This is a genomic window from Variovorax sp. VaC1, assembly GCF_043658315.1.
Lineage (GTDB): Bacteria > Pseudomonadota > Gammaproteobacteria > Burkholderiales > Burkholderiaceae_C > Variovorax.
Window position 1 is genome coordinate 977,450 of the sequence record NZ_JBIGLT010000002.1, and the last position, 26,743, is coordinate 1,004,192.

Annotated in this window: 28 protein-coding genes; 19 read left to right on the forward strand and 9 right to left on the reverse strand. The window is 68.3% G+C overall.

Annotated features, from left to right (window positions below):
* Positions 1-47 precede the first annotated feature (47 nt).
* The 5 genes from ACGLHS_RS11490 to ACGLHS_RS11510 all read left to right on the forward strand — a co-directional run bounded on the left by ACGLHS_RS11490 (position 48) and on the right by ACGLHS_RS11510 (position 4,218).
* The gene (locus tag ACGLHS_RS11490; RefSeq protein ID WP_394479673.1) at positions 48-1,406 is read left to right on the forward strand and encodes a phosphatase PAP2/dual specificity phosphatase family protein; all 1,359 of its coding nucleotides are present in this window, start codon (positions 48-50) and stop codon (positions 1,404-1,406) included.
* Entirely contained in the window at positions 1,396-1,842 is a 447-nt protein-coding gene (locus ACGLHS_RS11495; RefSeq protein ID WP_093246627.1) for a hypothetical protein, read from the forward strand. Before ACGLHS_RS11490 ends, ACGLHS_RS11495 begins: the two co-directional genes overlap by 11 nt.
* 95 nt (positions 1,843-1,937) lie before the next feature.
* Positions 1,938-2,612 carry a lysophospholipid acyltransferase family protein gene (locus tag ACGLHS_RS11500; protein ID WP_394479906.1) on the forward strand — a complete coding sequence of 225 codons (675 nt, stop codon included), beginning with the start codon at positions 1,938-1,940 and terminating at the stop codon, positions 2,610-2,612.
* Positions 2,609-3,565, forward strand: coding sequence for a phosphatidate cytidylyltransferase (locus tag ACGLHS_RS11505; protein ID WP_394479675.1), 957 nt, complete (start codon positions 2,609-2,611; stop codon positions 3,563-3,565). Before ACGLHS_RS11500 ends, ACGLHS_RS11505 begins: the two co-directional genes overlap by 4 nt.
* On the forward strand, positions 3,553-4,218 hold the full coding sequence (locus ACGLHS_RS11510) for a YdeI family protein (protein ID WP_394479677.1): 666 nt from the start codon (positions 3,553-3,555) through the stop codon (positions 4,216-4,218). The genes ACGLHS_RS11505 and ACGLHS_RS11510 overlap by 13 nt, the downstream gene beginning before the upstream one ends.
* Positions 4,219-4,224: 6 nt before the next feature.
* Here ACGLHS_RS11510 and ACGLHS_RS11515 read toward each other — a convergent pair whose 3' ends face one another.
* A complete protein-coding gene (locus tag ACGLHS_RS11515) occupies positions 4,225-4,908 on the reverse strand; it encodes a Crp/Fnr family transcriptional regulator (protein WP_394479679.1) in 684 nt (227 codons plus the stop codon).
* Between the two features lie 213 nt (positions 4,909-5,121).
* Here ACGLHS_RS11515 and ACGLHS_RS11520 point away from each other — a divergent pair, with 213 nt between their 5' ends.
* From ACGLHS_RS11520 to ACGLHS_RS11550, 7 genes are all read left to right on the forward strand, one after another.
* Complete coding sequence (locus tag ACGLHS_RS11520) at positions 5,122-6,183, forward strand: porin (protein ID WP_394479681.1); 1,062 nt, start codon at positions 5,122-5,124, stop codon at positions 6,181-6,183.
* A 22-nt stretch (positions 6,184-6,205) separates the two neighbouring features.
* Positions 6,206-8,317, forward strand: coding sequence for an acetate--CoA ligase family protein (locus ACGLHS_RS11525; protein WP_394479683.1), 2,112 nt, complete (start codon positions 6,206-6,208; stop codon positions 8,315-8,317).
* 74 nt (positions 8,318-8,391) lie between these two features.
* Positions 8,392-9,354, forward strand: a complete 963-nt coding sequence (locus ACGLHS_RS11530; RefSeq protein WP_394479908.1) for a Bug family tripartite tricarboxylate transporter substrate binding protein — start codon at positions 8,392-8,394, stop codon at positions 9,352-9,354.
* Between the two features lie 21 nt (positions 9,355-9,375).
* Entirely contained in the window at positions 9,376-10,791 is a 1,416-nt protein-coding gene (locus tag ACGLHS_RS11535; protein WP_394479685.1) for a DUF1254 domain-containing protein, read from the forward strand.
* A 3-nt stretch (positions 10,792-10,794) separates the two neighbouring features.
* Positions 10,795-12,135 (forward strand): DUF1254 domain-containing protein, encoded by a 1,341-nt coding sequence (locus ACGLHS_RS11540; RefSeq protein WP_394479686.1) that lies wholly within the window; start codon positions 10,795-10,797, stop codon positions 12,133-12,135.
* A complete protein-coding gene (locus ACGLHS_RS11545) occupies positions 12,132-13,391 on the forward strand; it encodes an alkyl sulfatase dimerization domain-containing protein (protein WP_394479687.1) in 1,260 nt (419 codons plus the stop codon). Before ACGLHS_RS11540 ends, ACGLHS_RS11545 begins: the two co-directional genes overlap by 4 nt.
* Positions 13,392-13,416: 25 nt before the next feature.
* A complete protein-coding gene (locus ACGLHS_RS11550) occupies positions 13,417-14,412 on the forward strand; it encodes a Bug family tripartite tricarboxylate transporter substrate binding protein (RefSeq protein ID WP_394479688.1) in 996 nt (331 codons plus the stop codon).
* Between the two features lie 69 nt (positions 14,413-14,481).
* Here ACGLHS_RS11550 and ruvA read toward each other — a convergent pair whose 3' ends face one another.
* Entirely contained in the window at positions 14,482-15,054 is a 573-nt protein-coding gene (gene ruvA / locus ACGLHS_RS11555; protein WP_394479689.1) for a Holliday junction branch migration protein RuvA, read from the reverse strand.
* A gap of 20 nt (positions 15,055-15,074) precedes the next feature.
* On the opposite strand from ruvA, the gene ACGLHS_RS11560 reads away from it, so the two are divergent.
* The 3 genes from ACGLHS_RS11560 to ACGLHS_RS11570 are packed head-to-tail and all read left to right on the forward strand — an operon-like array spanning position 15,075 to position 17,114.
* A complete protein-coding gene (locus tag ACGLHS_RS11560) occupies positions 15,075-16,031 on the forward strand; it encodes a PhoH family protein (RefSeq protein ID WP_176801247.1) in 957 nt (318 codons plus the stop codon).
* A gap of 1 nt (position 16,032) precedes the next feature.
* Positions 16,033-16,491, forward strand: a complete 459-nt coding sequence (gene ybeY / locus ACGLHS_RS11565; RefSeq protein WP_394479690.1) for an rRNA maturation RNase YbeY — start codon at positions 16,033-16,035, stop codon at positions 16,489-16,491.
* On the forward strand, positions 16,491-17,114 hold the full coding sequence (locus tag ACGLHS_RS11570; RefSeq protein ID WP_394479692.1) for a methyltransferase domain-containing protein: 624 nt from the start codon (positions 16,491-16,493) through the stop codon (positions 17,112-17,114). The genes ybeY and ACGLHS_RS11570 overlap by 1 nt, the downstream gene beginning before the upstream one ends.
* Here the strand turns inward: ACGLHS_RS11570 and dtd are convergent.
* Complete coding sequence (gene dtd, locus ACGLHS_RS11575; RefSeq protein WP_394479694.1) at positions 17,108-17,563, reverse strand: D-aminoacyl-tRNA deacylase; 456 nt, start codon at positions 17,561-17,563, stop codon at positions 17,108-17,110. The two genes, ACGLHS_RS11570 and dtd, sit on opposite strands and share 7 nt — an antisense overlap.
* Positions 17,560-18,474, reverse strand: a complete 915-nt coding sequence (locus ACGLHS_RS11580) for a cation diffusion facilitator family transporter (RefSeq protein WP_093246615.1) — start codon at positions 18,472-18,474, stop codon at positions 17,560-17,562. The genes dtd and ACGLHS_RS11580 overlap by 4 nt, the downstream gene beginning before the upstream one ends.
* A gap of 154 nt (positions 18,475-18,628) precedes the next feature.
* Between ACGLHS_RS11580 and ACGLHS_RS11585 the strand changes: the two genes are divergently transcribed.
* Together ACGLHS_RS11585 and ACGLHS_RS11590 are read left to right on the forward strand one after the other, a co-directional pair.
* Complete coding sequence (locus tag ACGLHS_RS11585; RefSeq protein WP_394479696.1) at positions 18,629-19,186, forward strand: FecR domain-containing protein; 558 nt, start codon at positions 18,629-18,631, stop codon at positions 19,184-19,186.
* Complete coding sequence (locus ACGLHS_RS11590) at positions 19,183-19,803, forward strand: OmpA family protein (RefSeq protein ID WP_256327488.1); 621 nt, start codon at positions 19,183-19,185, stop codon at positions 19,801-19,803. The genes ACGLHS_RS11585 and ACGLHS_RS11590 overlap by 4 nt, the downstream gene beginning before the upstream one ends.
* A gap of 34 nt (positions 19,804-19,837) precedes the next feature.
* Here ACGLHS_RS11590 and tyrS read toward each other — a convergent pair whose 3' ends face one another.
* Entirely contained in the window at positions 19,838-21,046 is a 1,209-nt protein-coding gene (tyrS, locus tag ACGLHS_RS11595; RefSeq protein ID WP_394479698.1) for a tyrosine--tRNA ligase, read from the reverse strand.
* Between the two features lie 183 nt (positions 21,047-21,229).
* Between tyrS and ACGLHS_RS11600 the strand changes: the two genes are divergently transcribed.
* Together ACGLHS_RS11600 and ACGLHS_RS11605 are read left to right on the forward strand one after the other, a co-directional pair.
* Entirely contained in the window at positions 21,230-22,576 is a 1,347-nt protein-coding gene (locus ACGLHS_RS11600) for a peptidoglycan DD-metalloendopeptidase family protein (protein WP_093246611.1), read from the forward strand.
* A 43-nt stretch (positions 22,577-22,619) separates the two neighbouring features.
* Positions 22,620-23,744, forward strand: a complete 1,125-nt coding sequence (locus ACGLHS_RS11605; protein WP_394479700.1) for an anhydro-N-acetylmuramic acid kinase — start codon at positions 22,620-22,622, stop codon at positions 23,742-23,744.
* Between the two features lie 19 nt (positions 23,745-23,763).
* On the opposite strand, the gene mdtD is transcribed toward ACGLHS_RS11605, so the two are convergent.
* From mdtD to rplM, 4 genes are all read right to left on the reverse strand, one after another.
* A complete protein-coding gene (gene mdtD, locus ACGLHS_RS11610; protein WP_093246609.1) occupies positions 23,764-25,197 on the reverse strand; it encodes a multidrug transporter subunit MdtD in 1,434 nt (477 codons plus the stop codon).
* A gap of 93 nt (positions 25,198-25,290) precedes the next feature.
* Positions 25,291-25,656 (reverse strand): iron-sulfur cluster insertion protein ErpA, encoded by a 366-nt coding sequence (gene erpA / locus ACGLHS_RS11615; RefSeq protein WP_007827949.1) that lies wholly within the window; start codon positions 25,654-25,656, stop codon positions 25,291-25,293.
* A gap of 184 nt (positions 25,657-25,840) precedes the next feature.
* A complete protein-coding gene (gene rpsI, locus ACGLHS_RS11620; RefSeq protein WP_093246608.1) occupies positions 25,841-26,233 on the reverse strand; it encodes a 30S ribosomal protein S9 in 393 nt (130 codons plus the stop codon).
* Positions 26,234-26,245: 12 nt separating this feature from the next.
* Positions 26,246-26,677 (reverse strand): 50S ribosomal protein L13, encoded by a 432-nt coding sequence (gene rplM / locus ACGLHS_RS11625; RefSeq protein WP_007827946.1) that lies wholly within the window; start codon positions 26,675-26,677, stop codon positions 26,246-26,248.
* Positions 26,678-26,743 lie beyond the last annotated feature (66 nt).

The window sequence follows — 26,743 nt, forward strand, 5'->3', positions numbered from 1 at the left end:
CGCTCCAAGCAAGCTCGCGCCGCAGTGCGCAGCACGGAGGCTTTCCGATGACCGCCTGGCTGGCACAGCGTCCGTGGAAGCGCGCAGCCGCATGGCTGGTGTTCCTCGGGCCGCTGTTCTATGCGACCTACGGCTTTGCCAACTGGTGGGCCAACACGCGCGCGAACGTGCCGTCGATGGCCTTCGACTGGGAGCGGCACGTGCCGTTCTGGCCCTGGACGATCTTTCCGTACTGGACGATCAACGTCTTCTACGCGCTGTCGCTGTTCCTGGCGCGCAGCAAGCACACGCTGGACCGGCATGCGCTGCGGCTCGTCACCGCGACGCTGATCGCCTGCACCTGCTTCATCGTCTGGCCGCTGCACTTCAGCTTCGGGCAGCCGCCGGTCGAGGGCGCGCCGGCCTTTCTGTTCAACGCGCTGCGCGGCTTCGACCAGCCCTTCAACCAGGCGCCGTCGCTGCACATCGCGCTGGCGGTGATCCTGTGGGACTGGTACCGGCAGTTCCTGCGCGCGCCGCGCCTGCTCTGGGCGCGCGTGGTGCTGCATGTGTGGGCCTTCGCGATCTGCGCGTCGGTGCTCACGACGTGGCAGCACCACTTCATCGACATTCCGACCGGCGCGCTGCTCGGGCTGGTGTGCGTGTGGCTGTGGCCGCTGGAGCGCGTGGTGTCGATGCCGCGTGCGTGGCGGGTCACGCGTGACGCGCAACGCTGGAAGCTCGCGGGCTTCTATGCCGTGGGTGCGGTGATCTTTCTTGCCGCCGCGCTGTCTGGCGGCGGTGCGTGGCTGTGGCTCGCATGGCCCGCGGCATCGCTTGCCTTCGTGGCGCTCAACTACATCGGCCTGGGCGCGCGCGGCTTCCAGATGAACGGACGGGGCCGCATGGGCTGGGCCGCGCGCTGGCTGTTCGCGCCCTACCGGCTGGGCGCGGCGCTCAATGCGTGGCTCTGGACGCGCAAGCTGCCGGTCTCGGTCGAGGTGGTGCCGGGCCTGCGCCTGGGCCGCCGGCCGACCCGCGCCGAATGGCTGGCCGCTGGCCAGCCCCGGCTGATGAGCCTGTGCGCCGAGCTGCAGGTGCCGGCCGGCGTACCGCATGCGCGCTGCGTGCCCCTGCTCGATCTGGTGGTGCCGCCCACGGTGCGACTGCAGCGCGCGGCGGCGGTCATCGAAGGCCAGCGCCGGAACGCGGACGGTGCGACAGTGTGGGTCTGCTGCGCGCTCGGCTTCTCGCGCAGCGCCGCGGCGGTGATCGCCTGGCTCGGCCGCTACGGGCCGGCCGCCGGCCCCGCCGAGGCCGAAGACACGGTGCGCCACGCACGGCCGCAGATCGTGCTGCGGGGCGCGTGGCGGGTGTCGCTGGAGCCGTTCAAGCCTTTGCCGGAGGTACCGCCCCATGACCGATGACACCGAACGCACCACCTGCGCCGCGCTGGCGGGCCTGCTGCGCGCCACCGCGCTGCTGGCCCTCTGGGGCTTCGCGCTCACCTGCATCTCGGCGCTGGTGCTCGCGCTGACGATGCGCTCGCTCTCGACCACGGCCACCATGGGCTTCGGCGCGGTCGTGATCCTCGGCGCGCTGGAGCGCTACTTTGCGTTCCGGCTGCGCTTCGACGAGGCGCTGTTCGACGGCCTCGCGCGCAACACCGTCGCCTCGCTCGACGCACTCGACAAGGCGCTCTCGGCCCTCGGGCTGCGCGAGCCGCCACCGTCGCCACACGCCGCGCGCCCGCTGGACGACCGCGTGCGCGGCACGCGGCAGCTCATGCAGCGCCACGCCATCGTGATCGCCTGCCAGAGCGCGATGTTCCTCCTTGCCTTGATGACACAGGACCTCTCTTGAACGAAGAAGACAACAACAAAAAGAACGACGCCGCGCCCGAGACGGCACCCGAGAAGGCGCCCGACAAAGCGGCCGGCAAGGCGCCCGAAAGCACCGTGCTGCGGCGCGGCCTGGCCATCGTCGCGGGCAAGCTGATCATCGGCGCGGCCGGCCTGCTGACCGGCGTGCGCGCGATCTGGTCGGGCACCACGCCCAAGGCCGAGCAGACGCTGTACTTCGCCAACCACACGAGCCACGGCGACTTCGTGCTGCTCTGGGCCACGCTGCCACCCGACCTGCGCGCGCTCACGCGGCCCGTGGCCGGGCAGGACTACTGGGAGGCCTCGAAGCTGCGCAACTTCATCGGCAAGGACGTGTTCAATGCGCTGATGATCCGGCGCGACGGCTCGGGCCAGGGCGGCAACCCGGTCGACCAGATGAAGGAGGCGCTGGAAGGCGGCGACTCGCTCATCATGTTCCCCGAGGGCACGCGCAACACGGGCGACGACATCCTGCTGCCGCTGAAAAGCGGGCTCTTCCACCTGGCACGCGCCTGCCCCAACGTGCGGCTGGTGCCGGTGTGGATCGAGAATCTCAAGCGCGTGCTGCCCAAGGGCACGCTGGTGCCGATTCCGCTGGCCTGCACGGTGCGCTTCGGCACACCGATCGTGCTGGCCGAAGGCGAAGACAAGGTGTCTTTCCTGGCGCGCGCGCGCCAGGCCATGCTCGACCTGCGGCCCGAATACGACCGGGTGGAACAGAACGGCAACAACGCAGGAGCCGCATCGTGATCGAGCTTTCTCCCTTCGCCTGGACCACGTTCAAGCTCTTCGGCGGCGTCTTCGGCGTGCTGGTGCTGGCCTCGGCCATCGGCGCGCTGCTCAAGTGGCGCGTGGCGCACGGCCAGCCGCATTCGGTGATCGACAACCTCAACTCGCGCGTCAATGCGTGGTGGGTGATGGTGGCGGTGATCGGCCTGGCCTTCGCGTTCGGCAAGGGCGGCGTGATCGTGCTGTTCTACCTGATCTCGTTCTATGCGCTGCGCGAGTTCATCAGCCTGGCCTACACGCGGCGCGGCGACCACGGCGCGATCGCGCTGGCGTTCTTCGTGGCGCTGCCGGGCCAGTACTTCCTGATCTGGATCGACTGGTACGGGCTCTATTCGATCTACATCCCGGTCTACGCCTTCCTGCTCCTGCCCATCCTGGCGGCGCTGGGCGGCGACACGCAGCGCTTTCTGGAGCGCACCACCAAGATCCAGTGGGGCCTGATGGTGTGCGTGTTCTGCATCAGCCACGTACCCGCGCTGCTCACGCTGCAGATTCCGGGCTTCGAGGGCCGCAACCTGCTGCTGATCGCCTTCCTCGTGATCGTGGTGCAGGGCAGCGACGTGCTGCAGTACGTGTGGGGCAAGCTGTTCGGCAAGCGCAAGGTCGCGCCCGAGCTGTCGCCGTCCAAGACTTGGGAAGGCCTGATCGGCGGCGTGGCGAGCGCCACCGCGCTGGGCGCCGCGCTCTACTGGGCCACGCCGTTCAACCCGTGGCAGGCCGCGCTGATGGCGCTCACGATCTGCCTTATGGGCTTCTTCGGCGGGCTGGTCATGTCGGCCATCAAGCGCGACCGTGGCGTGAAGGACTGGGGTTCGATGATCGAAGGCCACGGCGGCATGCTCGACCGGCTCGACTCGGTGATCTTCGCGGCGCCGATCTACTTCCACGCGCTGCGCTACTGGTGGGTGCCATGAGCACGACGGGCACGAAGAGCACAAAGAGCACGACACCCGCCAAGGCGGTGAAGGCCGCAGCAGCGGCCGCGCCCGAGCGGGTGGTGCACGACACGCCGGTCGACTGCCCCACGGTGGCCGGCTGGGAGCGCTGGCTCAAGCGCCACCACGCGACCGCCGCCGGCGTGTGGCTGCGCATGGCGAAGAAGGGCAGCGGCTTTCCGACGGTGGCTTATGCCGAGGTGCTCGAAGTCGCGCTGTGCCACGGCTGGATCGACGGCCAGCGCAAGAGCGACGACGCGCATTACTTTCTACAGCGCTTCACGCCGCGCACCAAGCGCAGCATCTGGTCGCAGATCAACCGCGCCAAGGCGCTCAAGCTCATCGAAGAAGGCCGCATGCAACCGGCCGGCCTGGCCGAGGTGGAACGCGCCAAGGCCGACGGGCGCTGGGAGGCAGCCTACGAGGCATCGAGCACCGCCACCGTGCCGCCCGACCTGCAGGCGGCGCTGGACGCCAACAAGAAGGCCGCCGCCTTCTTCGCCAAGCTGGATGCGCGCAACCGCTTCGCGATCCTGTTCAGGACACAGGGCGCGAAGAAGCCCGAGACGCGGGCCCGCCGTATCGCGCAGTTCGTCGAGATGCTCGCCAAGGGCGAAAAGATCCACCCCTGAGTTCGCTCAGGTGCCCGCGGCAATGCGCGCAAGCCGCTCGGCATCCACGATCCGGATGCGCTTGTAGCTCATGTCGATCGCGCCCTCTTCCACCAGCCGGCCCAGCTCCTTGTTGATGGTCTGACGCGACAGCCCGAGCATCGCCGCCAGGTCGTTCTGCGAGAGGCGCACGAGCGGGGCCGCATCGCCATCTCCCTGTCCGCTGTAGAAGTGGATCAGGCTCATCAGCGTCGCGGCCACGCGCCCGCGGATGGAATTCAGCATCTGGTTCTGCAGCAGCACGATGCTCAGCCGCTGGCGCTGCAGGCCCAGCTTGGCCACGTCGCGCCAGAGGATGGGCTCGGCATCGAGCACCGCGATCACGGCATCGCAAGGCAGGTGGACGATCACCGAGTCTTCGTGCGCGTGGTAGTCGTAGGCCAGCGGCACGTCGTCGAGCAGGCGCACCAGCGGCGCCACCTGCCCGGGGCCGAGCAGGGCGTTGACGTACTTGCGCCCATGGGTGCTCATGCTGCTGATCTCCAGGCAACCCGACACCACCACCAGCAGCTCGCGCCGGTGGCGGTCGTGCGCCAGCACCTGCGTGCGCCGGCTGTAGCGCTCCAGGCGCGCCGACTTCATCAGGTCGGCGCGGCGCGCATCGGGCCAGCGCGAGAACAGCTCGTTCCAGCGCAGCGCACGCTCCAGCAACGCCGCGTTTTCTTCGGCGTCTCTGGCGATGGATGAGGGGGGCTTGGTCGATCGGGCCAGCGGGTTCTCCCTGCCGTGATGTTCACGAATCTGTCAAAGCGTTGACAGATTCGGGGCGCTGTCGTTTCTATCGTAAGCACCGGGCATCGACAAGCACACAAGCGGCACCGGCATGCATCCGCATGCGGCAAGCCACACCGGAGACAACACCACATGAAGAAGACAAGCACCGCCGGCCTTGCGCTGGCGGCCTCCTCGCTCGCACTGGCGCAGAGCAGCGTGACGGTCTACGGCACCGTCGATCTCTACATGGCACAGGCCAAGTCGGGGAACGCCTCGTCGGTGCGGCTCGAAGACGGCGGCCAGACGGCGTCGCGCATCGGCTTTCGCGGCGCCGAAGACCTCGGCGGCGGGCTGGGCGTGCACTTCACGCTCGAAGGCGGCTTTGCGCCCGACACAGGCGCCGGCACGCTGCCCGGGCCGGCCATTTCGTTCAGCCGCCAATCCTTCGTGGGTTTGTCGGCGCCGTGGGGGCAGATCGACGCGGGCCGCATGTACACGCCGATGTTCTACGCGCTGTTCAAGGCCGACCCGTACGGCATCAACTCGGTGTTCTCGCCGATCAACCTGGTGGCCGCCACCGACGCGCAGCCGGGGCTCACGCCCTTCGCAGCGCGCGCCAGCAACATGGTGCGCTACCGCACGCCGGCCAGCAGCGACTTCTTCGCGGACATCGCCTACGCACCCGGCGAATCGAGCGCGCCGAGCCACCAGAGCGGCAACTTCTACGGCGGCAGCGTGGGCTGGGCGAGCAAGCCCTACTACATCGCCTATGCGTTCCAGCGCGCGCGTTCCGGCTCGGCCGCTGCGCCCGTGGCCTCGCCGGCCACCACCACCTACCAGTCTTTGAGCGGCGCGTACGAGCTGCCGGCCATCGGGCTGCAGCTGTATGCCAACTATGTGCGCAACACCTCGAGCCTGCCCGGCGTCGGCGCGGCCAAGCTGGCGAGCCTGGGCACCACCTACAACGTGACGCCTTCGTCGAACCTGATGTTCGAGGCCATGCAGCGCAAGGTGGCCGGCACCGACCGCTCGCAGCTGGCCTGGACGCTGGGCTACGACTACTACCTGAGCAAGCGCACGGTGCTCTATGCGCGCTGGCTGCGCCTGCTCAACCGGCATGGCGCCTCGGCCTCGCTCGCGACCATCGCGGTCGCACCCAACAGCGGCAACGGCGTGCGCGTGCTTGCCGCCGGCATCCGCCACAACTTCTGAAACGCCCTCTTCGACCCGCTCCATGGACTTCTTCACTTCCCAGGCCGAATCGCTGTCGGCCCTGTTCGCACCGCGCGCCATCGCAGTGGTCGGCGCCTCGTCCAACCCGCAGAAGATCGGCGGCATTCCGGTCGACTACCAGCGCCGCTTCGGCTTCGACGGCGCGCTCTACCCGGTCAACCCCAATGCCGACCGCATCCAGGACATGCAGGCGTGGCCCAGCCTGCGCGCCATCGGCCAGCCGGTGGACCTGGCCATCCTCGCCGTGCCCGCCGCGCTGGTCGACGGCGCGCTCGACGACGCCATCGCCGCGAAGGTGAAAGGCGTGGTGCTGTTCTCGTCGGGCTTTGCCGAGATCGGCGCCGAAGGCACGGCCGCGCAGGCACGGCTCGGCGACAAGGCCCGCGCGGCCGGCGTGCGGCTCATCGGGCCCAACTGCCTGGGCTTCATGAACATCGCGCGCAACGTCTACGCGACCTTCTCGCCCGCGCCCGGCGTGGGCCGCGTGGCGGCGGGGCGCATCGGGCTGGTGAGCCAGTCGGGCGCGTTCGGCGCGTATGCGTACTCGATGGCGCGGGCGCGCGGCGTCGGCCTGTCGTTGTGGGCCACCACCGGCAACGAGGCCGACGTGCAGTTCGCCGATTGCCTGGCGTGGCTCGCGCAAGACCCGGCCACCGACGTGATCATGGGCTACATGGAAGGCTGCCGCGACGGCCCCCGGCTGCGCGCGGCACTGGCGCTCGCGCAGGCGAATGGCAAGCCGGTGGTGATGGTCAAGGTCGGCAGCACGGCGCTGGGGGCGCAGGCCGCCGCCTCGCACACCGCCGCACTGGCGGGCGACGACGCGGTGTACGACGCGGTGTTCCGTCAGTACGGCGTGCTGCGCGCGCGCAATCTCACCGAGTTCTTCGACCTGGCGCACAGCGCGGCCGTGGCGGGCCGCCCGCGCGACCGCTCGATCGGCCTGTTCACGCTGTCGGGCGGCGTGGGCGCGCTGATGGCCGACGAGGCCTCGGCGCAAGGGCTCGACGTGCAGCCGCTGAGCGATGCCGCGCAGGACACGCTGCGCAGCTGGGTGCCCTTCGCGGCGCCGCGCAACCCGGTCGACATCACCGGGCAGGTCACCAACGACATGAGCCTGCTGGAGCGCAGCGCCCGCGTGATGCTCGACGACCGCGGCTTCGCATCGTGGATGGGTTTCCTGGCGGCGGCGGGCGCATCGGATGCCTTCTGGCCCGTGCTGCGCGGGCTTGTGAGTTCGCTGCGCGAGGCCTACCCCGACACGCTGCTCGCGATCAGCACGCTGCTGGCGCCGGAACGCCGTGCCGAACTGGAGGCGATGCGCTGCCTGGTGTTCGCCGACCCGTCGGACGGCATCCGCACGATTGCCGCGCTGGCAGGGCTGAAGACAGGCGCGGCGCCTTCGTCGGCTTCGGCACCTCCATCGAATCCGCTCAAGCTCGCACCCGGCACGATGTCCGAACCCGACGCACTGGCGCTGCTTGCCGAAGCCGGCGTGCCCGTGGTCGCCCACCGCGTGGTGCACAGCGCCGACGAGGCCGCAGCGGCCGCCGAAGCCATCGGCGATGCGGTGGTGGTGAAGATCGTCAGCGCGGACATCCCGCACAAGTCGGACGTCGGTGGCGTGGCGCTCGGCCTGCGCGGCGCGGCGCAGGCACGCGCGGCCTTCGAGCGCACACGCGATCATGCCCTCACCGCGCGGCCCGATGCGCGGCTCGACGGTGCGCTGGTGGCGCGCATGCTGAGCGGCGGCGTCGAATGCATCGCAGGCGTGCACCGCGACCCGGTGTTCGGCCCGGTGCTGATGTTCGGCCTGGGCGGCATCCATGTCGAGACGCTGCGCGACGTGTCGCTGCGCGCACTGCCGATCACGCGCGACGACGCACTGGCCATGGTGCGCGGGCTGCGCGCCTTCGCGATCCTCGATGGCGCGCGCGGCCGTGCGCCAGTCGACCTCGAATCGATTGCCGATGCGCTGTGCGCGCTGGCCGACTTCGCGCTGCGCGCCGGCGACTCGCTCGACAGCGCCGAGATCAACCCGCTGATCGCGCGGCCACTGGCCGACGGCGGCTGCGTGGCGGTCGATGCGCTGGTCGTCGGGCGCGGCACATGAACGAACAACCACCGGAGACAGATCGCATGACGACATCGAAGAAGCAACGCTCGACGGCCGCCACACTTGTGCGCATGCTCGGCATCGGCGCCGCGATGGCCCTTGCCGCGGGCAGCGCCCTGGCGGAGAGCGCCTTTCCGTCGAAGCCGCTGCGCATCATCGTGCAGTACCAGGCGGGCGGCTCCACCGACATCCTTGCGCGCATCGTGGCCGAGGGGTTGTCGAAGCGGCTGGGCCAGCCGGTGGTGGTCGAGAACCGCAGCGGCGCGGGCGGGATCATCGGCACCGACTACGTCGCCAAGAGCGCGCCCGACGGCTACACGCTGCTGCTGACGGTGCCCGGCCCGGTCACCGCGAACATGGTGCTCTACAGCAAGCTGCCGTACGACCCGCGCACCGACCTGCGCATGGTCTCGGACATCGCCACCACGCGCACCGTGCTGGCGGTGCACCCTTCGGTGCCGGCCAAGGACTTCAAGAGCCTGATCGCCACGGTGAAGGCCGCGCCCGGCAAGTACACGATGGGCTCGTGGGGGCCGGGCACGCAGCCGCACCAGATCCAGGTCTACATGGACAAGACCTACGGCCTGCAGACGCTGCACGTGCCCTACAAGGGCGAGAGCCCGATGGCGGTGGACCTGATCGGCGGCGTCATCAACATGACCGTGGGCTCGATCACCACGCTGCAGCCGTACATCGCGGCCGGCAAGCTGCGCGCGCTGGCAGTCGTCGGCCCGCGCCGCGCCAAGGCGCTGCCCGACGTGCCGACCTTCGCCGAGCAGGGCTACGCCGACGAGGTCTATGCGCTCACCGGACCGACCTCGCTGATGGCGCCGGCGAAGACGCCCGACGCGGTGGTCGAACGGCTCGGGCGCGAGGTGAGCGCGGTGATCCGCCAGCCCGAGGTCAGCCGGCGCATCGAGGAACTGGGCGCCGAGCCGGCCGGCAACCTGCCGGCCGAGGCCACCGCTGCCTACAAGGCCTTTCTTCCCGTGACGCTGCGACTCACGCAGGCCACCGGCGTGAAGCTCGACTGAGCGCCATCCCTCCGCATTCCCATGAACTCCAGCAAAGAGACCTTCGACATGAACGCTCCCGAACCCCAACTCGCCGTCGCCCTTGCGCGCAAGGCACTCGCCCGCTCGATCGGTCTGGCCGCCTTCGTCTACGGCTACCCGCTCACCGAGACCTACCGCACCTGCGCGATGCAGACCGCGCTGCAAGGCGAGCGCCGCGCCGGCGCCTCGCACGGCTCGGACGTGCGCGCACCGCTGAACACGCTGCACCACGCGCCGCGCCCTTCCACCGACGAAGACCGCGACGTGGTGACGCCGGCCAACGACCTGCTCTACACCATCGCTTGGGTTCACCTGGCCCACGGGCCGATGCTGCTGACGGTGCCCGCGTCGGCGCGCCATCCGGGGCGTTACTTCGTGCTGCCGCTGTACGACGCCTACACCGAGAACTTCGAAAACCTGGGGCCGCGCAACTGCAACCCCGAGGGCGAGACGGTGGTGCTCGTCGGCCCCGGCGGCACGGTGCCGGAATCGCTCGCCGGCCACCGCGTGGTGCGCTGCCCGACCGACCTCGTCTGGCTCATCGGCCGCATCCTGGTCGGGGATGAGAGCGACTGGCCGGCCGCGCGCGCGCTGCAGTCAGAGATCAAGCTGGCGCCCGCGCCCGGCACGGTGCTGCAGGGCCGTCCGGCCGCCGTCGAGCACTGGGCCGGCCCGCCCGTGGACGCCATGGCCGCCGCCTTCGAGCACGACGAACCGGCCGCGCAGGTGGCGCCGCGTTTCTTCACCAACATGTGCCAGGCAATGGCCGAGGCGCCGGGCCGGGTGGAAGACCGCGCGCTGGTGGCGTGGTTCGGCCAGGTCGGCCTGCGGCCGGACGCCGCGTTCTCATGGAACACGTTGGACGAACCCGCGCGCGAAGGCCTGAGCGAAGGTTTTGCCGAAGGCGTGCAACTGGTCGGCGCCGCGGGCCGCAACCGCCGCCCCAAGCCCTGGTCGATGACGCCTTCCACCGGACGCTATGGCCACGAGTTCCTCGGCCGCGCCCGCACCGCCTACCTGGGCCTGGGCGCGCTGGCCACCAGCGAGGCGGTGTACGCCGCGGCGCACCACGACGCGAAGCAGGAACCGCTGGACGGCCAGCGCAGCTATGCGATGCGCTTCGAGGCCGGCGACCTGCCGCCGGCGGATGCCTTCTGGTCGGTGACGCTTTACGACGCCGACCGTTTTCTCTACCCCAACGAGATCAGACGCCATGCCATCGGCGACCGCACGCCGGGCCTGAAGCATGGCGCGGACGGCAGCCTGGAGATCCACCTGAGCCACGCGCGCCCGAGCGACACCGCCAACTGGCTGCCCGCGCCGGCCGGCCGCTTCTACCTGATCCTGCGCATGTACTACCCGCGCGAAGGCGTGCAGAGCTGGCGCGTTCCTGCGCTGCAGGCACAACAGGGCTGAGCCATGCAAGCGAACACCGATACCAGCCCCCTGCACACGCTGGCCGAAGAAGCCGTCGTCTATGCCTTTCCGCTCTACGAGATGAGCCGCATGCGCGCGGCCACCTCGCCGCAGCGCACCGACACCGCCGGCGAAGCGCCCAAGCCCCAGCGCTGGTGCAACGTGTTCACGCATGCGCGGCAGTTGCTGGGCGCGGGCAAGAGCCGCGTGGTGACGCCGAACAACGACACGCTCTACACCAACGCATGGCTCGACCTGGGCGATGGCCCGCTCGTGATCGACGTGCCCGACACGGCCGGGCGCTACTACGTGCTGGGCCTGCTCGACTTCTACACGAACCCCTTCGCGCACATCGGCCAGCGGCTCACGGGCACGGGCGCGCGCTCGTTCCTCGTCACGCCGCCGGGTTGGCGCGGCGAACTGCCGACTGCATTCAGCGAGCCCGGCGCGCACATCGAGGCGCCCACGCGCTGGCTGTGGATCATCGGCCGCATCCTGGTCGACGGGCAGCAGGACGTGCCTGTGGTCAATGCGCTGCAGGATGGTTTTCTTGTTCGCACGCTCGGCGACTGGCAGGCCGGCAAGGCGTCAAAGCCGAAGCCCTTCGACCCGGCCTGCGATCCGAAGGCGCCGTTGACCGCCGAGCACTTCGCGACGCAGGTGAACCGCGCACTGCGCGAGAACCCGCCGCCCGCGCGCGATGCCGGCTTGCTCGCCCGCTTCGCCACACTCGGTCTCGGGCCCGATGCCGGCGCGCTCGACGAAGCACAGCGCGCCGTGCTGCAAGACGCACTCGATGCCGTGCTGCCACGGCTACGCAACGCGCAGTCCGGCGCCACGTCTTCGACCGGCTGGGTGCAGATGCCGCTGGTCGAAGGCAGCTTCGGCGATGACCACATGGCGCGCGCGCTGGTGGCGCTCAAGTACATCGGCATGCTCGAAAGCCGCGAGGCGACCTATCCGCTGGCATGGCACGACGCCTCGGGCTGCAAGCTGCACGGAAGCGGACGCTACACGCTTCGGTTCGCGCCCGGTGCGATGCCGCCGGTCGAAGCCTTCTGGTCGCTCACGATGTACGACAGCCGCGACTACATGCTGGTCGACAACCCCATCGACCGCTACGCCATCGGCGACCGCACGCCCGCGCTGCGCCGCGACGCCGACGGCGGGCTCACGCTGCACATCCAGCATGCGCGGCCCGATGGCGAAGCCGCGCGGGCGAACTGGCTGCCCGCGCCCGAAGGCGATTTCTACCTGTGCCTTCGCGCCTATGTGCCGCGCGCCGAAATGCTGGACGGACGCTATGCGCTGCCGGCGCTGGTCCGCACCGGGGAGGCCGCATGAGCACGAACACCGTGGAACAAGAAAAGCCTTTTCTCATCGTCGGCACGGGCACCGAGACGGTGGCACCGGGCCTGCACATCCTGCGCGGACAGGGGCAGTCGTTCGTGGCCGAGACCGACCTCGGCCTCGTGGTGATCGACGCCGGCCCCGGCGGCCCGGTGACGCAGGGAATGATCGACGCGGTGCACCAGCTCAGCAATGCGCCACTGCATGCGCTGTGCTACAGCCACGGGCACGTGGGCTACAACTCGGGCGTGCCGATGTGGCTGGCGCATGCCGCGCAGCGGGGCGATGCGCCGCCGCGCGTCATCGCGCACCGCAACGTGCCGCGGCGCTATGCGCGCTATCGCGAGACCCAGGCGCTGCAGCACCGCATGGCCGAGATCCAGTTCAACCGGCCGGCGGGCTTCTTCGACCACCGGCTCGCCATGCACGCGCCGACCGAGACCTTCGACGACCGCCTGCAGATCGGCCACGGCGAGCGCAGCGTCGAGCTGCGCTGGGCGCCCTCGGAAACCGATGACGCCATCGCGCTGTGGAGCCCGTCGCAGCGCGTGCTCTACGGCGGCGCGGCGCTGATCGATTCGATTCCCAACATCGGCACGCCCTTTCGCACCATGCGCGACACGGTGCGCTGGGCCGACACGCTCGATGCGCTGGCGGCGCTCGGCGCCCGCAAGGCGGTGCGCGAGTTCGGCGCCACGCTCGAAGGCGAAGAGCAGGTGCGGCACGTGCTCACGCACACCGCCCGCGCGCTGCGCTGGCTACGCGCCGAAGTCGTGCGGCTGATGAACGAAGGGCTCAACGAGCGCGGCATCCTGGCGCGCATCCGCTTTCCCGATGAACTGTTCGGCGTCGAGTGGATGAAGCCCACCTACGGCGACCCCGGCTACATCGTGCGCGACATCTACCGCTCGGAGAACGGCTGGTGGGACCGCAACCCGACATCGTTGCACCCCGAGGCACCCGAAGCCATCGGCCGGGCCGTGGCCGACGCCATCACCGACAAGCGCGGCGTGATCGCGCATGCACTCGCCTTGGCACAAGGCGGCAACTGGCAGCTTGCACTCCACGTGATCGACCTGCTGGCCACCGCCGAAGGCGATGCGCCCGAGATCGTGGAGGCGCGCTCGCTCAAGGCCGAATGGCTGCGCGAGCGCGCACGGCAGGTGCCCAGTTACGTGTCGCGCAACCTGTACCGCGTCGGCGCGGACATGATCGAACAGGGAACGCAGGCGCGCTTCGGCATTCACTGACGCTCATCCCAGGAGACAAGAAAACATGACAACCACATTCCTCCGACTCCGTCTGCGCACGCTGGCCTGCGTCGCGCTCACCGCATGGATGGCGACAGCCGGCCACGCGCAGGGCGCCGATGCCTACCCCGACAAGCCGGTGACGCTGGTCGTTCCCACGTCGGCAGCCGGTGGCACCGACACCATCGCGCGACTGATCGCGGACGCGCTCGGCAAGACGATGAAGCAGACCTTCATCATCGACAACCGGCCCGGTGCCAACGGCATCCTGGGCACCGACCTCGTGGCGCGCGGCGCACCCGACGGCTACCGGCTGCTGTTCACCTACGCCGCGGCAATGGTGGTGAACCCCAGCCTCTACAAGAAGCTGCCCTACGACCCGCTGAAAGACTTCGCGCCGGTGGCGCAGATCGGGCGCGGCGGCAACCTGCTTCTGGTGCGCCAGGACCTGCCCGTGAAAACGCTCAAGGAATTCGTCGCCTACGCCAAGGCGCGGCCCGACAAGCTCAGCTACTGCTCGTGGGGCAACGGCTCCGGCGGCCACCTGGCGATGGAAAGCCTCAAGAAGCAGGCCGGGCTGGCGTTGATGCATGTGCCCTACAAGGGCAGCGGCCCTTGCGTGCAGGACCTGATGGGCGGCCAGGTCGACGCGGCCTTTGCCGACATGTCGTCCACGGTGGAGCTGGTGCGCGCCGGGCGCCTGAAGGCGCTGGCCAACAGCGGCCCCTCGCGCATTCCGATGCTGCCCGACGTGCCGACGATGACCGAGGCCGGCTACCCCTTCACGAACTACTCGTGGTACGGCCTCCTGGCCCCCGCGAAGACGCCGCCGGCCATCGTGAAGAAGCTCAACGTGGCGGTGAACCAGGTGCTGAAAGACCCGGCCGTGGTGCAGCGCCTGCGCGAGCTGAACTTCACCGACCTGCCGCAGAACACGCCCGAGCAGTTCGCTGCGACGATGCAAAAGGATCTGCACGACTGGAGCGTGCTGATCAAGGAGATCGGGCTGACGCTCGAATAGGCGAATAGGCGATTAGGCGAACAGGCGGCTGGACCGCGAGCCCGGGCCGCGCGCCGGGCTCGCGCAGGCTTATTTGGCCAGCGCCTTCAGCGCGAGCTTGATGCCTTCGCTCACCGTCGCTTCCTTCGGCAGCGCCTTGAGGGCGAGCGCGGCTTCCTTGTCGCTGTAGCCCAGCGCGATCAGTGCCTGCAGGATGTCGGTCTGCGCATCGGAGGTCGCGTGCGCGGGCATTCCGATGTCGGCGCCCAGCTTGCCCTTGAGCTCCAGCAGCAGCCGCTCGGCGGTCTTCTTGCCGATGCCGGGAATCTTCACCAGACGGCCCAACTCCTGCGTGGTGATCGCCTGCGCCAGCTCGCCCACGCTCATGCCCGAGAGCAGGCCGAGCGCGGTGCGCGGGCCCACGCCGGTGATCTTGATGAGCTGGCGGAAAGCCCCGCGCTCCTCGGCGGTGCCGAAGCCGTAGAGAATCTGCGCGTCCTCGCGCACGACGAAGTGCGTGAGCAGCGACACCTTCGCGCCGACGTTCGGCAGGTTGTAGAACGTGCTCATCGGCACATCGACCTCGTAACCGACGCCATTGCAGTCCACCACCACCTGCGGTGGATTGCGTTCGGCCAGCGTGCCGGTGAGTTTGCCTATCATGGGTGCCCTTTTTCTTTGAAATGTCCGGCGTGATTCTGCGACACACCTTTACCCCACTGAACAATTCGCGCCTCGGTCACCTGTGCGGCCCTCTGGACGCGCATCTGCGCCGCATCGAGGAAGCCCTGGGGGTGAAGATCGCGCACCGCCACGAGCAGTTCAAGGTCGACGGCCCGAAGGCCAGCGCGCAACGCGCCATGGACGTGCTGCAGGCGCTCTACGAGATCGCCCAGCGCACGATCGATCCGGCCGTGGTGCAGCTCACGCTGGCCGGCGACGGCTCGATGATCGACGGGGACGACGACGCGGCCATGCTCGTCACCCGCCGCACCGACCTGCGCGCGCGCACGCCCACGCAGGCGCTGTACCTGGACAACATCGCCAAGCACGACATCACCTTCGGCATCGGCCCGGCCGGTACCGGCAAGACCTACCTGGCGGTGGCCTGCGCGGTCGATGCGCTGGAGCGTGCGGCGGTGCAGCGCATCGTGCTCACGCGGCCGGCCGTGGAAGCGGGCGAGCGGCTCGGCTTTCTGCCGGGCGACCTGACGCAGAAGGTCGACCCGTACCTGCGTCCGCTGTATGACGCGCTGTACGACCTGATGGGCTACGAGAAGGTGCAGAAGGCCTTCGAGCGCAACGCGCTCGAGATCGCGCCGCTGGCCTTCATGCGCGGGCGCACGCTGAACAACGCGTTCGTGATCCTGGACGAAGCGCAGAACACGACGGTCGAGCAGATGAAGATGTTCCTCACGCGCATCGGCTTCGGCGCCAAGGCCGTGGTGACGGGCGACGTGAGCCAGATCGACCTGCCCAAGCAGCAACTGAGCGGCCTGATCGATGCGGAGCGCGTGCTCAAGCGCGTGAGCGGCATCGCCACAACGCACTTCACGAGCGCGGACGTGGTGCGGCACCCGCTGGTGGCCAAGATCGTGGACGCCTACGACGGGCAGCGCAAGCGCACGGGAGCGCACTGAGATGACGCTTCCTGCCCTGTCCCTGTCGTTGCAGTTCGGCCGCTTCAAGGGCGTCGAGCGGCACCGCGCCGCATTGCCGCGCCACAGCGTGACGCGCTGGATTCGCCATGCGCTCGACATCGATGGCGAGATCACCGTGCGCATCGTCGATGCCGACGAAGGCCAGCGCCTGAACCGCGAGTTTCGCGGCAAGGACTACGCCACCAACGTGCTGACCTTCGACTATGCGAACAACCCGCTGGTGATGGCCGACCTGGTGCTGTGCGCGCCGGTGGTCGCACGCGAAGCAAAAGAAAACCGCAAGACGCTGGCCGATCACTACGCGCACCTGCTGGTGCACGGCACGCTGCACGCGCAGGGCTGGGACCACGAGACGAGCGAAGCCGACGCCGACGAAATGGAAGCGTACGAGATCGAGATTCTTGCGGGCCTGGGCATTCGCAATCCCTACGGCAAGTGATGACGGTGGCGGCCGGCGCGCATGGCGATCCCTGGTTGGCGCGGTGGCTGCCCCTGCTGACGGAGCGGGCAGGCGAAGACCCGGTGCTCGAGCTGGGCTGCGCGGCGGGCCGCGACACCGCCACGCTGGTCGATGCGGGGCTGCATGTCGTGGCGATCGAGTTGTCGCCGGACGCGGTGGCGCAGGCGCGTGTGCGGGTGCCGGCCGGTGCGCAGTTTCACTGCCAGGATTTTCGCGATCCCTTTCCGCTGCCGGCCGACGCTAATGTGGGTGTGGTGCTGGCCAGCCTGTCGCTGCATTACTTCGCGTGGGACGCGACGCTGGAACTGGTGCGGCGCATCCATCGCGTGCTGCGCCCAAACGGCGTACTGCTGTGCCGCCTGAATTCGGTCAACGACCTGCACTACGGAGGGCGTGGCCCGTCGTCGGTGACGGGCCGCGATGAAGACTGCTTCTACCTGTTCGACGGCTTCCCCAAGCGCTTCTTCGACCGCGCGGCGGTGGAGCGGCTCTTTGCCGATGGCTGGCACATGCGTCATCTCGAGGAAGTGACGATCGACCGCTACGAGCACCCGAAGGTGGCGTGGGAAGCGGTGCTGGAGCCCCGGCCTCTGCCCTACTGAGCGGTCTGGGCGCTCATCTGCAGCGGGATCGTGACCGGTCCGTCGTTGAGCAGGTGCACCTGCATGTCGCCGCCGAACTCGCCGGTCGCCACCACCGGATGCGCGGCGCGCGCCAGCGCCACGAAGTGGTCGTAGAGCCTGCGGCCTTCGTCGGGTGCCGCGGCCTGGGTGAAGCTGGGGCGGTTGCCGCCGCTCACGTCGGCAGCCAGCGTGAACTGGCTCACGACCAGGAGGCCGCCGCCGATGTCCTGCACGCTGCGGTTCATCTTGCCGGCGTCGTCGGAAAAGATGCGCAGCTTGAGGATCTTCGCGAGCATGCGGTCGGCCAGCGCATCGGTGTCGCCGCGCTCGGCGCACAGCAGCACGAGCAGGCCGGCGTCGATGGCGCCGACGGTGCGGCCCGCGATGTCGACACGGGCGTGGGCCACGCGCTGGAGCACGGCTTTCATGGGTGATGTTCCTCGAGTTGGGTGGCGCGCGCTTCCATGGTCAGCGGCAGCAGCTGGATGGTCACGCGCAGGCCGGGCACGGCGTCCATGAGGGCCTGCTCCAGTTCGTCGCGCATGTTCGCGGCGCGCTGCAGGGTCCAGTCGCCGGGCACGTGCATGTGCAGGTCGGCAAAGCGGCGCTGGGCGGCGCCGCGCGTCACCATGTCGTCGAAGCGCAGCCGGTCGCCCTCGGGCTGGCGCGCGGCGAATGCGTCGAGCGTGGCGCGCACGGTGGCGATCGTCTCGGGGTCGAGGGCTTCGTCCATCAACCCTTGCGACGAACGCCACACCAGCTTGAAGCCCTCGCGCACGATGTTGAGCGCAACGCCGATGGCGAGCACCGGGTCGAGCCAGAGCCAGCCGCTGAGCTGCACGCCGATGATGCCGACCACGACGGCGGCCGAGGTCCAGACGTCGGTCATCAGGTGGCGGCCGTCGGCCTCCAGCGCGATCGAGCGGTGCGTGCGCGCCGCGCGGAAGAGCACGAAGGCCAGCGCCGCATTGAAGCCCGAGCTGATGACCGACAGCGCCAGGCCCCAGCCCAGTTGCTCAAGAGGCTGCGGCGACAGCAGCCGCTGGACGGAAACCCAGAGGATCGCGATGGCGGCACCCACGATCAGGATGCCTTCGAAGCCCGAGGAGAAATATTCGGCCTTGTGGTGGCCGTAGGGGTGGTCGTCGTCGGCCGGGCGCTCGGCGATGGTCACCATAGCCAGCGCGAACATGGCGCTGGCGAGGTTGACGAAGGACTCCATCGCGTCCGAGATCAGACCCATGGAATTCGTCATGTAGCCGGCCAGTCCCTTGAGCACGATGGTGATCAAGGCCACGGCGACCGACACACGAAGCAGCGTTTTAGGGGTCAACGTCATGCAAATTTGGTCGAAATATCGGTAAAAGGACACACGAAAAGCGGTAAAAGGCCGCAGGAATCGACTGAATTATCGACCGCGTGTCGATATGTAACGCCTTCGCATTAACATTTGAAACTTTCGCGAAAATATTTCAATTGCAGAGAGCCAGACGATGAAAAACCTCTTGATCGCCCTGGGCGGTCTTGCCATTGTGGGCTCGGCCGCACTGGTTCACGCGCAGACACCGCCACCCGCACCCGTTGCGCCCGCGGCGCCTGCGGTCGCAGCGCCTGCCGCCGTGCCTGCTGTTGCCGCACCCGCCGCCGCGCCTGCTGCCGCTGCCGATCTCCACGCGGGCTTCGTGAAGTCCGTGCGCGGCAATGTGCAGTTGCTCGGCGCGACCGGTACCGCCCGTCCGGCCAAACCGGGCGATGCGCTCGGTGCGGTGGACCGGGTCGTGACCGGCCCCGACTCCTCCGCCGCCGTGGTGCTGCGCGACGACACGACCCTGGTGGTCGGGCCCTCGTCGCGGCTGGACCTGAAGGAATTCCATTTCGACGGCACCACGCACGAGGGCGGCATGCTGGTCTCGCTGCTGCGCGGTTCGATGCGGATGATCACCGGCCTGATCGGCAAGACGAATCCTAATGCGGTGCGGGTCGAGACACAGACCGCCACCATCGGCATTCGCGGCACCGACTTCATCGTGCAGGCGGACGGCCAGCCATGAAGATGACCGCTGCACCGCGCTACGCCTCCTTCCTGGCCACGGCCCTGGTGGCCCTGCTGCTCGCAGCCTGCTCGACGCCGGGCACGCGCGTGGTGCTGCTGCCCCAGGCCGACGGCAAACCCTCCGCCGTGGTGGTGCGTGCCAAGGATGGGGAAGAGGTTCTTTCGCAGCCCTACCAGCGCGCCACGGCAGCGGTGGGCGCCAAGGGCGCGCCGGTGGTCGACCAGGCCGACGCAGCCAAGGTGCAGGCAGAAAACAAGCCGCTGTTCGACATGCGCCCGCCTCTGCCGCAGCGTTACACGGTGTACTTCGAGCTGGGCGGCACCACGCTCACGCCCGCTTCGCAGCAGATCATGACCGAGGCACTGGCCGCGGCGCTGTCGCGCAGCGGCGGCGACATCGTGGTGACGGGCCACACCGACACCAAGGGCACCGTCGAGCAGAACGACGAGCTCTCACGCCGCCGGGCGCAGGAAGTGGCTCAACTGTTCGTGGAGCGCCAGTTCCCGGCGAACCGCATCGAGGCGGTGGGTCGCGGCGAGCGCGAACTGGCGGTGCCCACGGCCGACGACGTGGACGAGCCGCGCAACCGGCGCGTCACCATCGAAGTGCGCTGATGGCCGACCCCGACAAAGGGGCCTTCATCCATCGTCAGCTCAGGGTCACGCGCGCGAACTTGCGCTTGCCGACCTGCACCACGTAGCTGCCCGCGGGCAGCTTCAGCCCCTTGTCGCTGACGACCGCCGAGTCGATCCGCACACCGCCACCGTCGATCAGGCGGTTGCCTTCCCCGGCCGAAGCCGCCAGGTTCGCCTGCTTGAGCAGTTGCCCGATGCCCATCGGGGCGCCAGACAGCGATACCTCGGGGATCTCGTCCGGCACGCCGCCCTTGCTGCGGTTGATGAAGTCCTGCTCGGCCGTCTCGGCGGCCGCCGCGCTGTGGAAGCGCGTGGTGATCTCCTTGGCCAGCGCAACCTTCGCGTCCTTGGGGTTGCGGCCGCCCGCGATTTCGGCCTTCAGCGCCGCGATCTGTTCCAGCGACTGGAAGCTCAGCAGCGTGTACCAGCGCCACATCAGGTCGTCGGAAATCGACAGCACCTTGGCAAACATGGTGTTGGCGTCTTCGCTGATGCCGATGTAGTTGTTCTTGCTCTTGGACATCTTCTCGACGCCATCGAGCCCTTCCAGCAGCGGCATAGTGAGGATGCACTGCGGCTCTTGCCCGTATTCCTGCTGGAGATGCCGGCCGACGAGCAGGTTGAACTTCTGGTCGGTGCCGCCCAGCTCGAGGTCGCTCTTGAGCGCGACCGAGTCGTAGCCCTGCATCAGCGGGTAGAGGAATTCGTGCACCGAGATCGACTGGCCGGCCTTGAAGCGCTTGTTGAAGTCGTCGCGCTCCATCATCCGGGCGACCGTGTACTTGGCCGCGAGCTGGATCATGCCGCGTGCGCCCAGCGGGTCGCTCCATTCGGAGTTGTAGCGAATCTCGGTCTTCTCGGGGTCCAGCACGAGGCTGGCCTGCTTGTAGTAAGTCTGGGCGTTGGCCTCGATCTGCTCGCGGGTGAGCGGCGGCCGGGTGTTATTGCGCCCCGAGGGGTCGCCGATGGTGCTGGTGAAGTCGCCGATCAGGAAGATCACCCGGTGGCCCAGGTCCTGGAGCTGGCGCATCTTGTTCAGCACCACGGTGTGGCCGATGTGGATGTCCGGAGCGGTCGGATCGAGCCCGAGCTTGATGCGCAGGGGGGTTCCGGTGGCCTCGGAGCGCTGGAGCTTGCGCACCCACTCATCCTGGGGGAGAAGCTCGTCAGCCCCACGGAGGGATATTTCGAGCGCGCGTCCTACACTATTTGAGAGGGCCATGGATGTAACAGATTCGGCCTTTACAGGCTTTTTTAGCTGACTTTTGGGGTGCCGAAGCTATACTCGGCCCGACTTTTCAAGCGCCGAATTCTAAGCGGCGCTTTTTCCGCACCGTCTGCTGCCGCCCTGAACGTACTGGGCCTTGCAGCACGGATTTGCAGAACCTGAGCTGGAATTCAAAGTTTGATCAACGGCATTCTTGCCGCCGAGGAGCTTCTCGCTTCTCGCGTGGCCTATACGTTCCGGACCTACCCCAAGCAGATCACCGCGGTCATCGCGGCGGCCCTGCTGAGCGCCGGCACCCTCGCGGTGGCCTCGCTCGGTCCTGACGCTTCCGACCTTCCCGTTCACCAGATCCTCGAAGCGACGGCCCCCGTATCTTTCGCGGACCAGACCGCGTCGCTCGAAAACTTCAGCTTCACGCTGTTTCGCACCGACGTCACGCGCTCCAGCGACACGGCCGAGGCCCTGCTGAAGCGCCTGGGCATTTCCGACCCCGCGGCCACCGCATTTGTGCGCAGCAGCCCCGAAGCCCGCAATGCGCTGTTCGCGCGCGCCGGCCGCACCGTGACGGCCGAAGCCACGCAGGAAAACCAGCTCCAGAAGCTCAGCGCCCGCTGGATTCCCGACGGCGACGGCGGCTTCAAGCGCTTCGTCATCGAGCGCACGCCGACCGGCTTTGCCGGCGTCACCGAGCGCGACGTGCTGACACCGGGCACGCGCCTGGCCAGCGGCACCATCCGCACCTCGCTGTTCGCGGCCACCGACGATTCGCGCATTCCCGATGCGGTGGCGAGCCAGCTGGCCGACATCTTCGCGGGCGACGTCGACGTGCGCGCGCTGCGCAAGGGCGACCGCTTTGCGGTGGTCTACGAAACCCTCGAGGCCGATGGGCAGGCGCTGCGCAGCGGTCGCGTGCTGTCGGCCGAGTTCGAGAACAACGGCAAGGTGCACCAGGCCGTCTGGTTCCAGCCCCCGGGCGCCAACCAGAAGGGCAGCTACTACCGCCCGAACGGCGACAGCCTGCGCAAGGCCTACCTGGCCACGCCGGTCGAGTTCTCGCGCGTGTCGAGCGGCTTCGCGATGCGCATGCACCCGATCCTGAACAGCTGGCGCCAGCACAACGGCATCGACTACGCGGCGCCCACGGGCACCTCGGTGCGCACCGTGGGCGACGGCACGGTCGATTTCGCGGGCACGCAGAACGGCTACGGCAACATCATCATCATCAACCACCGCAACAACCAGCAGACGGCGTATGCGCACCTGAGCCGCATCGACGTCAAGGCCGGCCAGAGCGTGACACAGGGCCAGGCCATCGGCGCGGTGGGCTCGACGGGCTGGGCCACCGGCCCGCACCTGCACTTCGAATTCCGCGTGGGCGGCGTCTATCAAGACCCGGCCTCCATCGCGCAAGAAGGCGGCGCGCCGATCACCGCGGCGCTGCGCCCGGCCTTCGAGCGGATCGCCATTGGCGCCCGCACCGAGCTGGCGGCTGCGTTCTCGGTCATCCAGGCCAGCGCGGACTGAACCTCGCCGCCGCGCGGCTTTCCCAGTCTTCCCCAGAAACATCATGGCCGCCGAGCTTTTCATCGGCCTGATGTCGGGCACATCGCTCGACGGCGTCGATGGCGTGCTGGCCGATTTTTCCAACGGCCGCATCGCGGTGCAGGCTTACGCCACGGCGCAGTTTCCCGTGTCGCTGCGGGCCGAACTGCTGGCACTGAACACGCCGGGCGACAACGAACTGCATCGCGCGGCGCTGGCCGGCAACGGCCTGGCCCGGGCTTATGCCGGCGTGGTGCATCAGCTCCTGGCGGACAGCGGCACGCCCCCCGACGCCGTCACGGCCATCGGCGCCCACGGGCAGACGGTACGGCACCGGCCGATCGAATTCGACGAGGTCGGCTACACGCTGCAGATCAACAACCCCTCGCTGCTGGCGGAACTGACGGGCATCGACGTGGTCGGCGACTTCCGCAGCCGCGACCTGGCCGCCGGCGGCCAGGGCGCACCGCTGGTGCCGGCCTTTCACCGCGCCCTGTTTGCGCGCGCCGATGAAACCGTCGCGGTGCTGAACATCGGCGGCATCTCCAACCTGAGCCTGCTGCCGGCCACCAACGCACCGGACGGCGCCATCGTGCGCGGCTTCGACTGCGGCCCCGGCAACGCGCTGATGGACCACTGGTGCCAGACCTACCTCGGCCAGCCCTTCGACCGCGGCGGCCAATGGGCGGCCAGCGGGCAGGTGCTGCCCGATCTGCTCGCGCGGCTGCTGGCCGATCCCTACTTCAGCAAGGCGCCGCCCAAGAGCACGGGGCGCGACCTGTTCAATCCGACCTGGCTGGCCGCGCAGCTCGGCACCGCGACGATGGCGCCGGCCGACGTACAGGCCACGCTGACCGAACTGACCGCTCACGCTTGCGCGGCGGACGTGCATTGCTACGGAAAAGATAGCAAATTGCTGATCGTCTGCGGTGGTGGTGCGCTGAACGACCATCTGCTCGAACGCCTGCGCGCACTGCTGCCCGGCGTTGAAGTGGCCGCCTCGAACGATCACGGCCTGCCGCCCCAGCAGGTCGAAGCAGCCGCCTTCGCCTGGCTGGCCCGCGCCACCGTGCGGCGCGAGCCCGGCAACCTGGCGAGCGTGACCGGCGCGCACGGCGCCCGGGTGCTGGGCGCAATCTACCCGGCCTGAACGCCTGCTGGCTGCGGCCTCAGCCCTGGCCGGAAACCTCCGGCTGCGCCGGATGCGCGGCGCGCACTTCACCCGGCAGATGCCAGAAGATCATCGCGGAAGCGATCGTGATGAGCCCCATACTCGCAAAAGTGGCCTGAAAGGCGTCCAGCGTGTGCGCCGCGGTTTCGGTGCCGAAAATGCCGTTGTAGCCTGCCAGCACGGCGCCAGCCGCCGCCACGCCCAGGCTCATCGCCAGCATCTGCACCATCGACAGCAGGCTGTTGCCGCTGCTCGCCATGCTGCCATCCAGGTCCTTCAGGGTGATGGTGTTCATGGCGGTGAACTGCAGCGAATTGACCGCACCGAAGGCCAGCAGCTGCAGCACATGCAGGGCCATCGGCTGGCCCGGCGCCGTCAGGCCGAAGCTGGCCATCGTGAGCCCCACCAGCACGGTATTGACCACCAGCACCTTGCGGTAGCCGTGGCGCGTGATCAGCGGCGTGGCAAAGCGCTTCATGGCCATGCCGGCCAGCGCGATCGGCAGCATCATCAGCCCGGCGCGCACCGGCGAGTAGCCCATCGACACCTGCAGCAGCAGCGGCACCAGAAAGGGCATGCAACTGCTGCCCAGGCGCGAGAACAGGTTGCCGATCAACCCGATGCTGAGCGTCGGCACGCCGAAGAGGGACGGCGCAAACAATGGCTCGGGCGTGCGCGCCGCGCGCAGCCAGTAAGCCACCACGCTCGCGAAGCCGAAGATCAGCACGACCATCACGCCGCCCTGCCGCAAGCCCAACTCGGAAACGCCATCGAGCGCGAGCGAAATTGCCACCATGCCGAAGGCCAGCATCGCGTAGCCAACGCTGTCGAAGCGCTTCTGCACGACGCCGCGCAGGTCGGGCATGTACTTGAGCGTGGCGATGCAGCCCGCCAGCCCCACCGGCACGTTGATCAGGAAGATCCAGTGCCAGGAGGCGTACTGGACCAGCCAGCCGCCCAGCGTAGGCCCCAGCAAGGGGCCTATGAGCCCCGGGATGGCCACGAAACTCATCGCCTGAAGGAATTCCCCGCGCGGCACCGTGCGCAGCAGCGACAGTCGCCCCACGGGCAGCAACAGCGCCCCGCCGAGCCCCTGCACCACGCGCGCCGCCACCAGCTGGCCCAGGCTGTGCGACAGCGCACAAAGCACCGAGCCGAGCGCGAACAGCACGATGGCCGAGAAGAAGATGCGCCGCGTGCCGAAGCGGTCGGCGATCCAGCCCGAGGCGGGGATCAGCATCGCCATCGTGAGCGCATAGGACACCACCACCGACTGCATGCGCAGCGGGCTTTCGCCGAGGCTCGCGGCCATGGCCGGCAGCGCCGTGTTGATGATCGTGGCGTCGAGCGTCTGCATGAAGAAGCCGACGGCCACGAGCCACAGCAGGCTCTTGCGGGCGGGATCGACGGGAGCGGCTGCCTCGGAGGTCATGAGGAAAGAAGAGAAGAAGTGAAAAGACGACGGGCAGCAAAAAGCCGCCCGGAGGCGGCTTCTTGAGGAGGCTGGATCAGCGGCATCCAGGCATCAGGCCGAGAAGCTCGATCCGCAGCCGCAGGTGCTGGTGGCGTTCGGGTTCTTGATCACGAACTGGGCGCCTTGCAGGTCTTCCTTGTAGTCGATCTCGGCGCCGACCAGGTACTGGTAGCTCATGGCATCGATCAGCAGCGACACGCCATTCTTGGTCATGGTGGTGTCGTCTTCGTTGGTGATCTCGTCGAAGGTGAAGCCGTACTGGAAGCCGGAGCAGCCGCCACCCTGCACGAACACGCGCAGCTTCAGGTCGGGATTGCCTTCTTCGGCGATCAGGTCGGCCACCTTGGCTGCCGCGCTGTCGGTAAAGACAATCGGCTCGGGCATCTGGGTCTGGATGTTTTCGGCTACGGCGCTCATGGGATGGTTACTCCTGGGGGGCCGGACATGCGGCCAATGGAACGAATGCTACTGCAATGCCGCATTTCCGGCAGGCGGGCTGCGGCGTGCACCCCGATGCAAGTGGGGTCGGATGCCTCGCGCACCAGGTGCTGGCAACGAAAAAGCCGCCCGAAGGCGGCTTTTGTGTTCGCAAGGAACAGGATCAGCGCTTGCTGAACTGCTTGCGACGACGGGCGGAGTGCAGACCGACCTTCTTACGTTCGACTTCACGCGCATCGCGCGTCACGAAGCCGGCTTGGCTCAGCACGGGCTTGAGCGCTGCGTCGTAGTCGATCAGGGCACGGGTGATGCCGTGGCGCGTGGCGCCGGCTTGACCCGATTCGCCGCCACCGTTCACGTTGACCATCACGTCGAAAGCTTCGAGGTTGTTGGTCAGCACGAGGGGCTGCTTGGCAATCATGATCGAGGTTTCGCGGCCGAAGAACTCTTGGATGTCCTTGCCGTTGACCGTGATCTTGCCGGTGCCTTTTTTCAGAAACACGCGGGCGACGCTCGATTTGCGACGGCCGGTGCCATTGTTCCATTCACCAATCATTCTCAAGGCTCCTTACAGTTCCAGCACTTTGGGCTGTTGGGCGGTATGCGGGTGCTCGGCACCACCGTACACCTTGAGTTTCTTGATCATCGCGTAACCAAGCGGGCCCTTGGGCAGCATGCCCTTGACAGCCTTTTCCAGGGCGCGGCCCGGGTGCTTGTTCTGCATGTCGCGGAAGTTGGTCGCCGTGATACCGCCGGGATAGCCCGAATGACGGTAGTACACCTTGTCGATCGACTTGGCGCCGGTGACGCGCAGTTGCGCGGCGTTGATGATGACGATGAAGTCACCGGTATCGACGTGAGGCGTGTAAATGGCCTTGTGTTTGCCGCGCAAACGGAGAGCAACTTCGCTGGCTACTCGTCCGAGGACCTTGTCGGTCGCGTCAATCACAAACCACTCGTGCGTCACGTCAGCGGGCTTGGCGCTGAACGTTTTGGTCATGAGTTTTTCTCTTTGAAGAGGGTTTGTCGGGCCCTTTTCCACGGTCGGCGTTCCTCTGATGGGAAT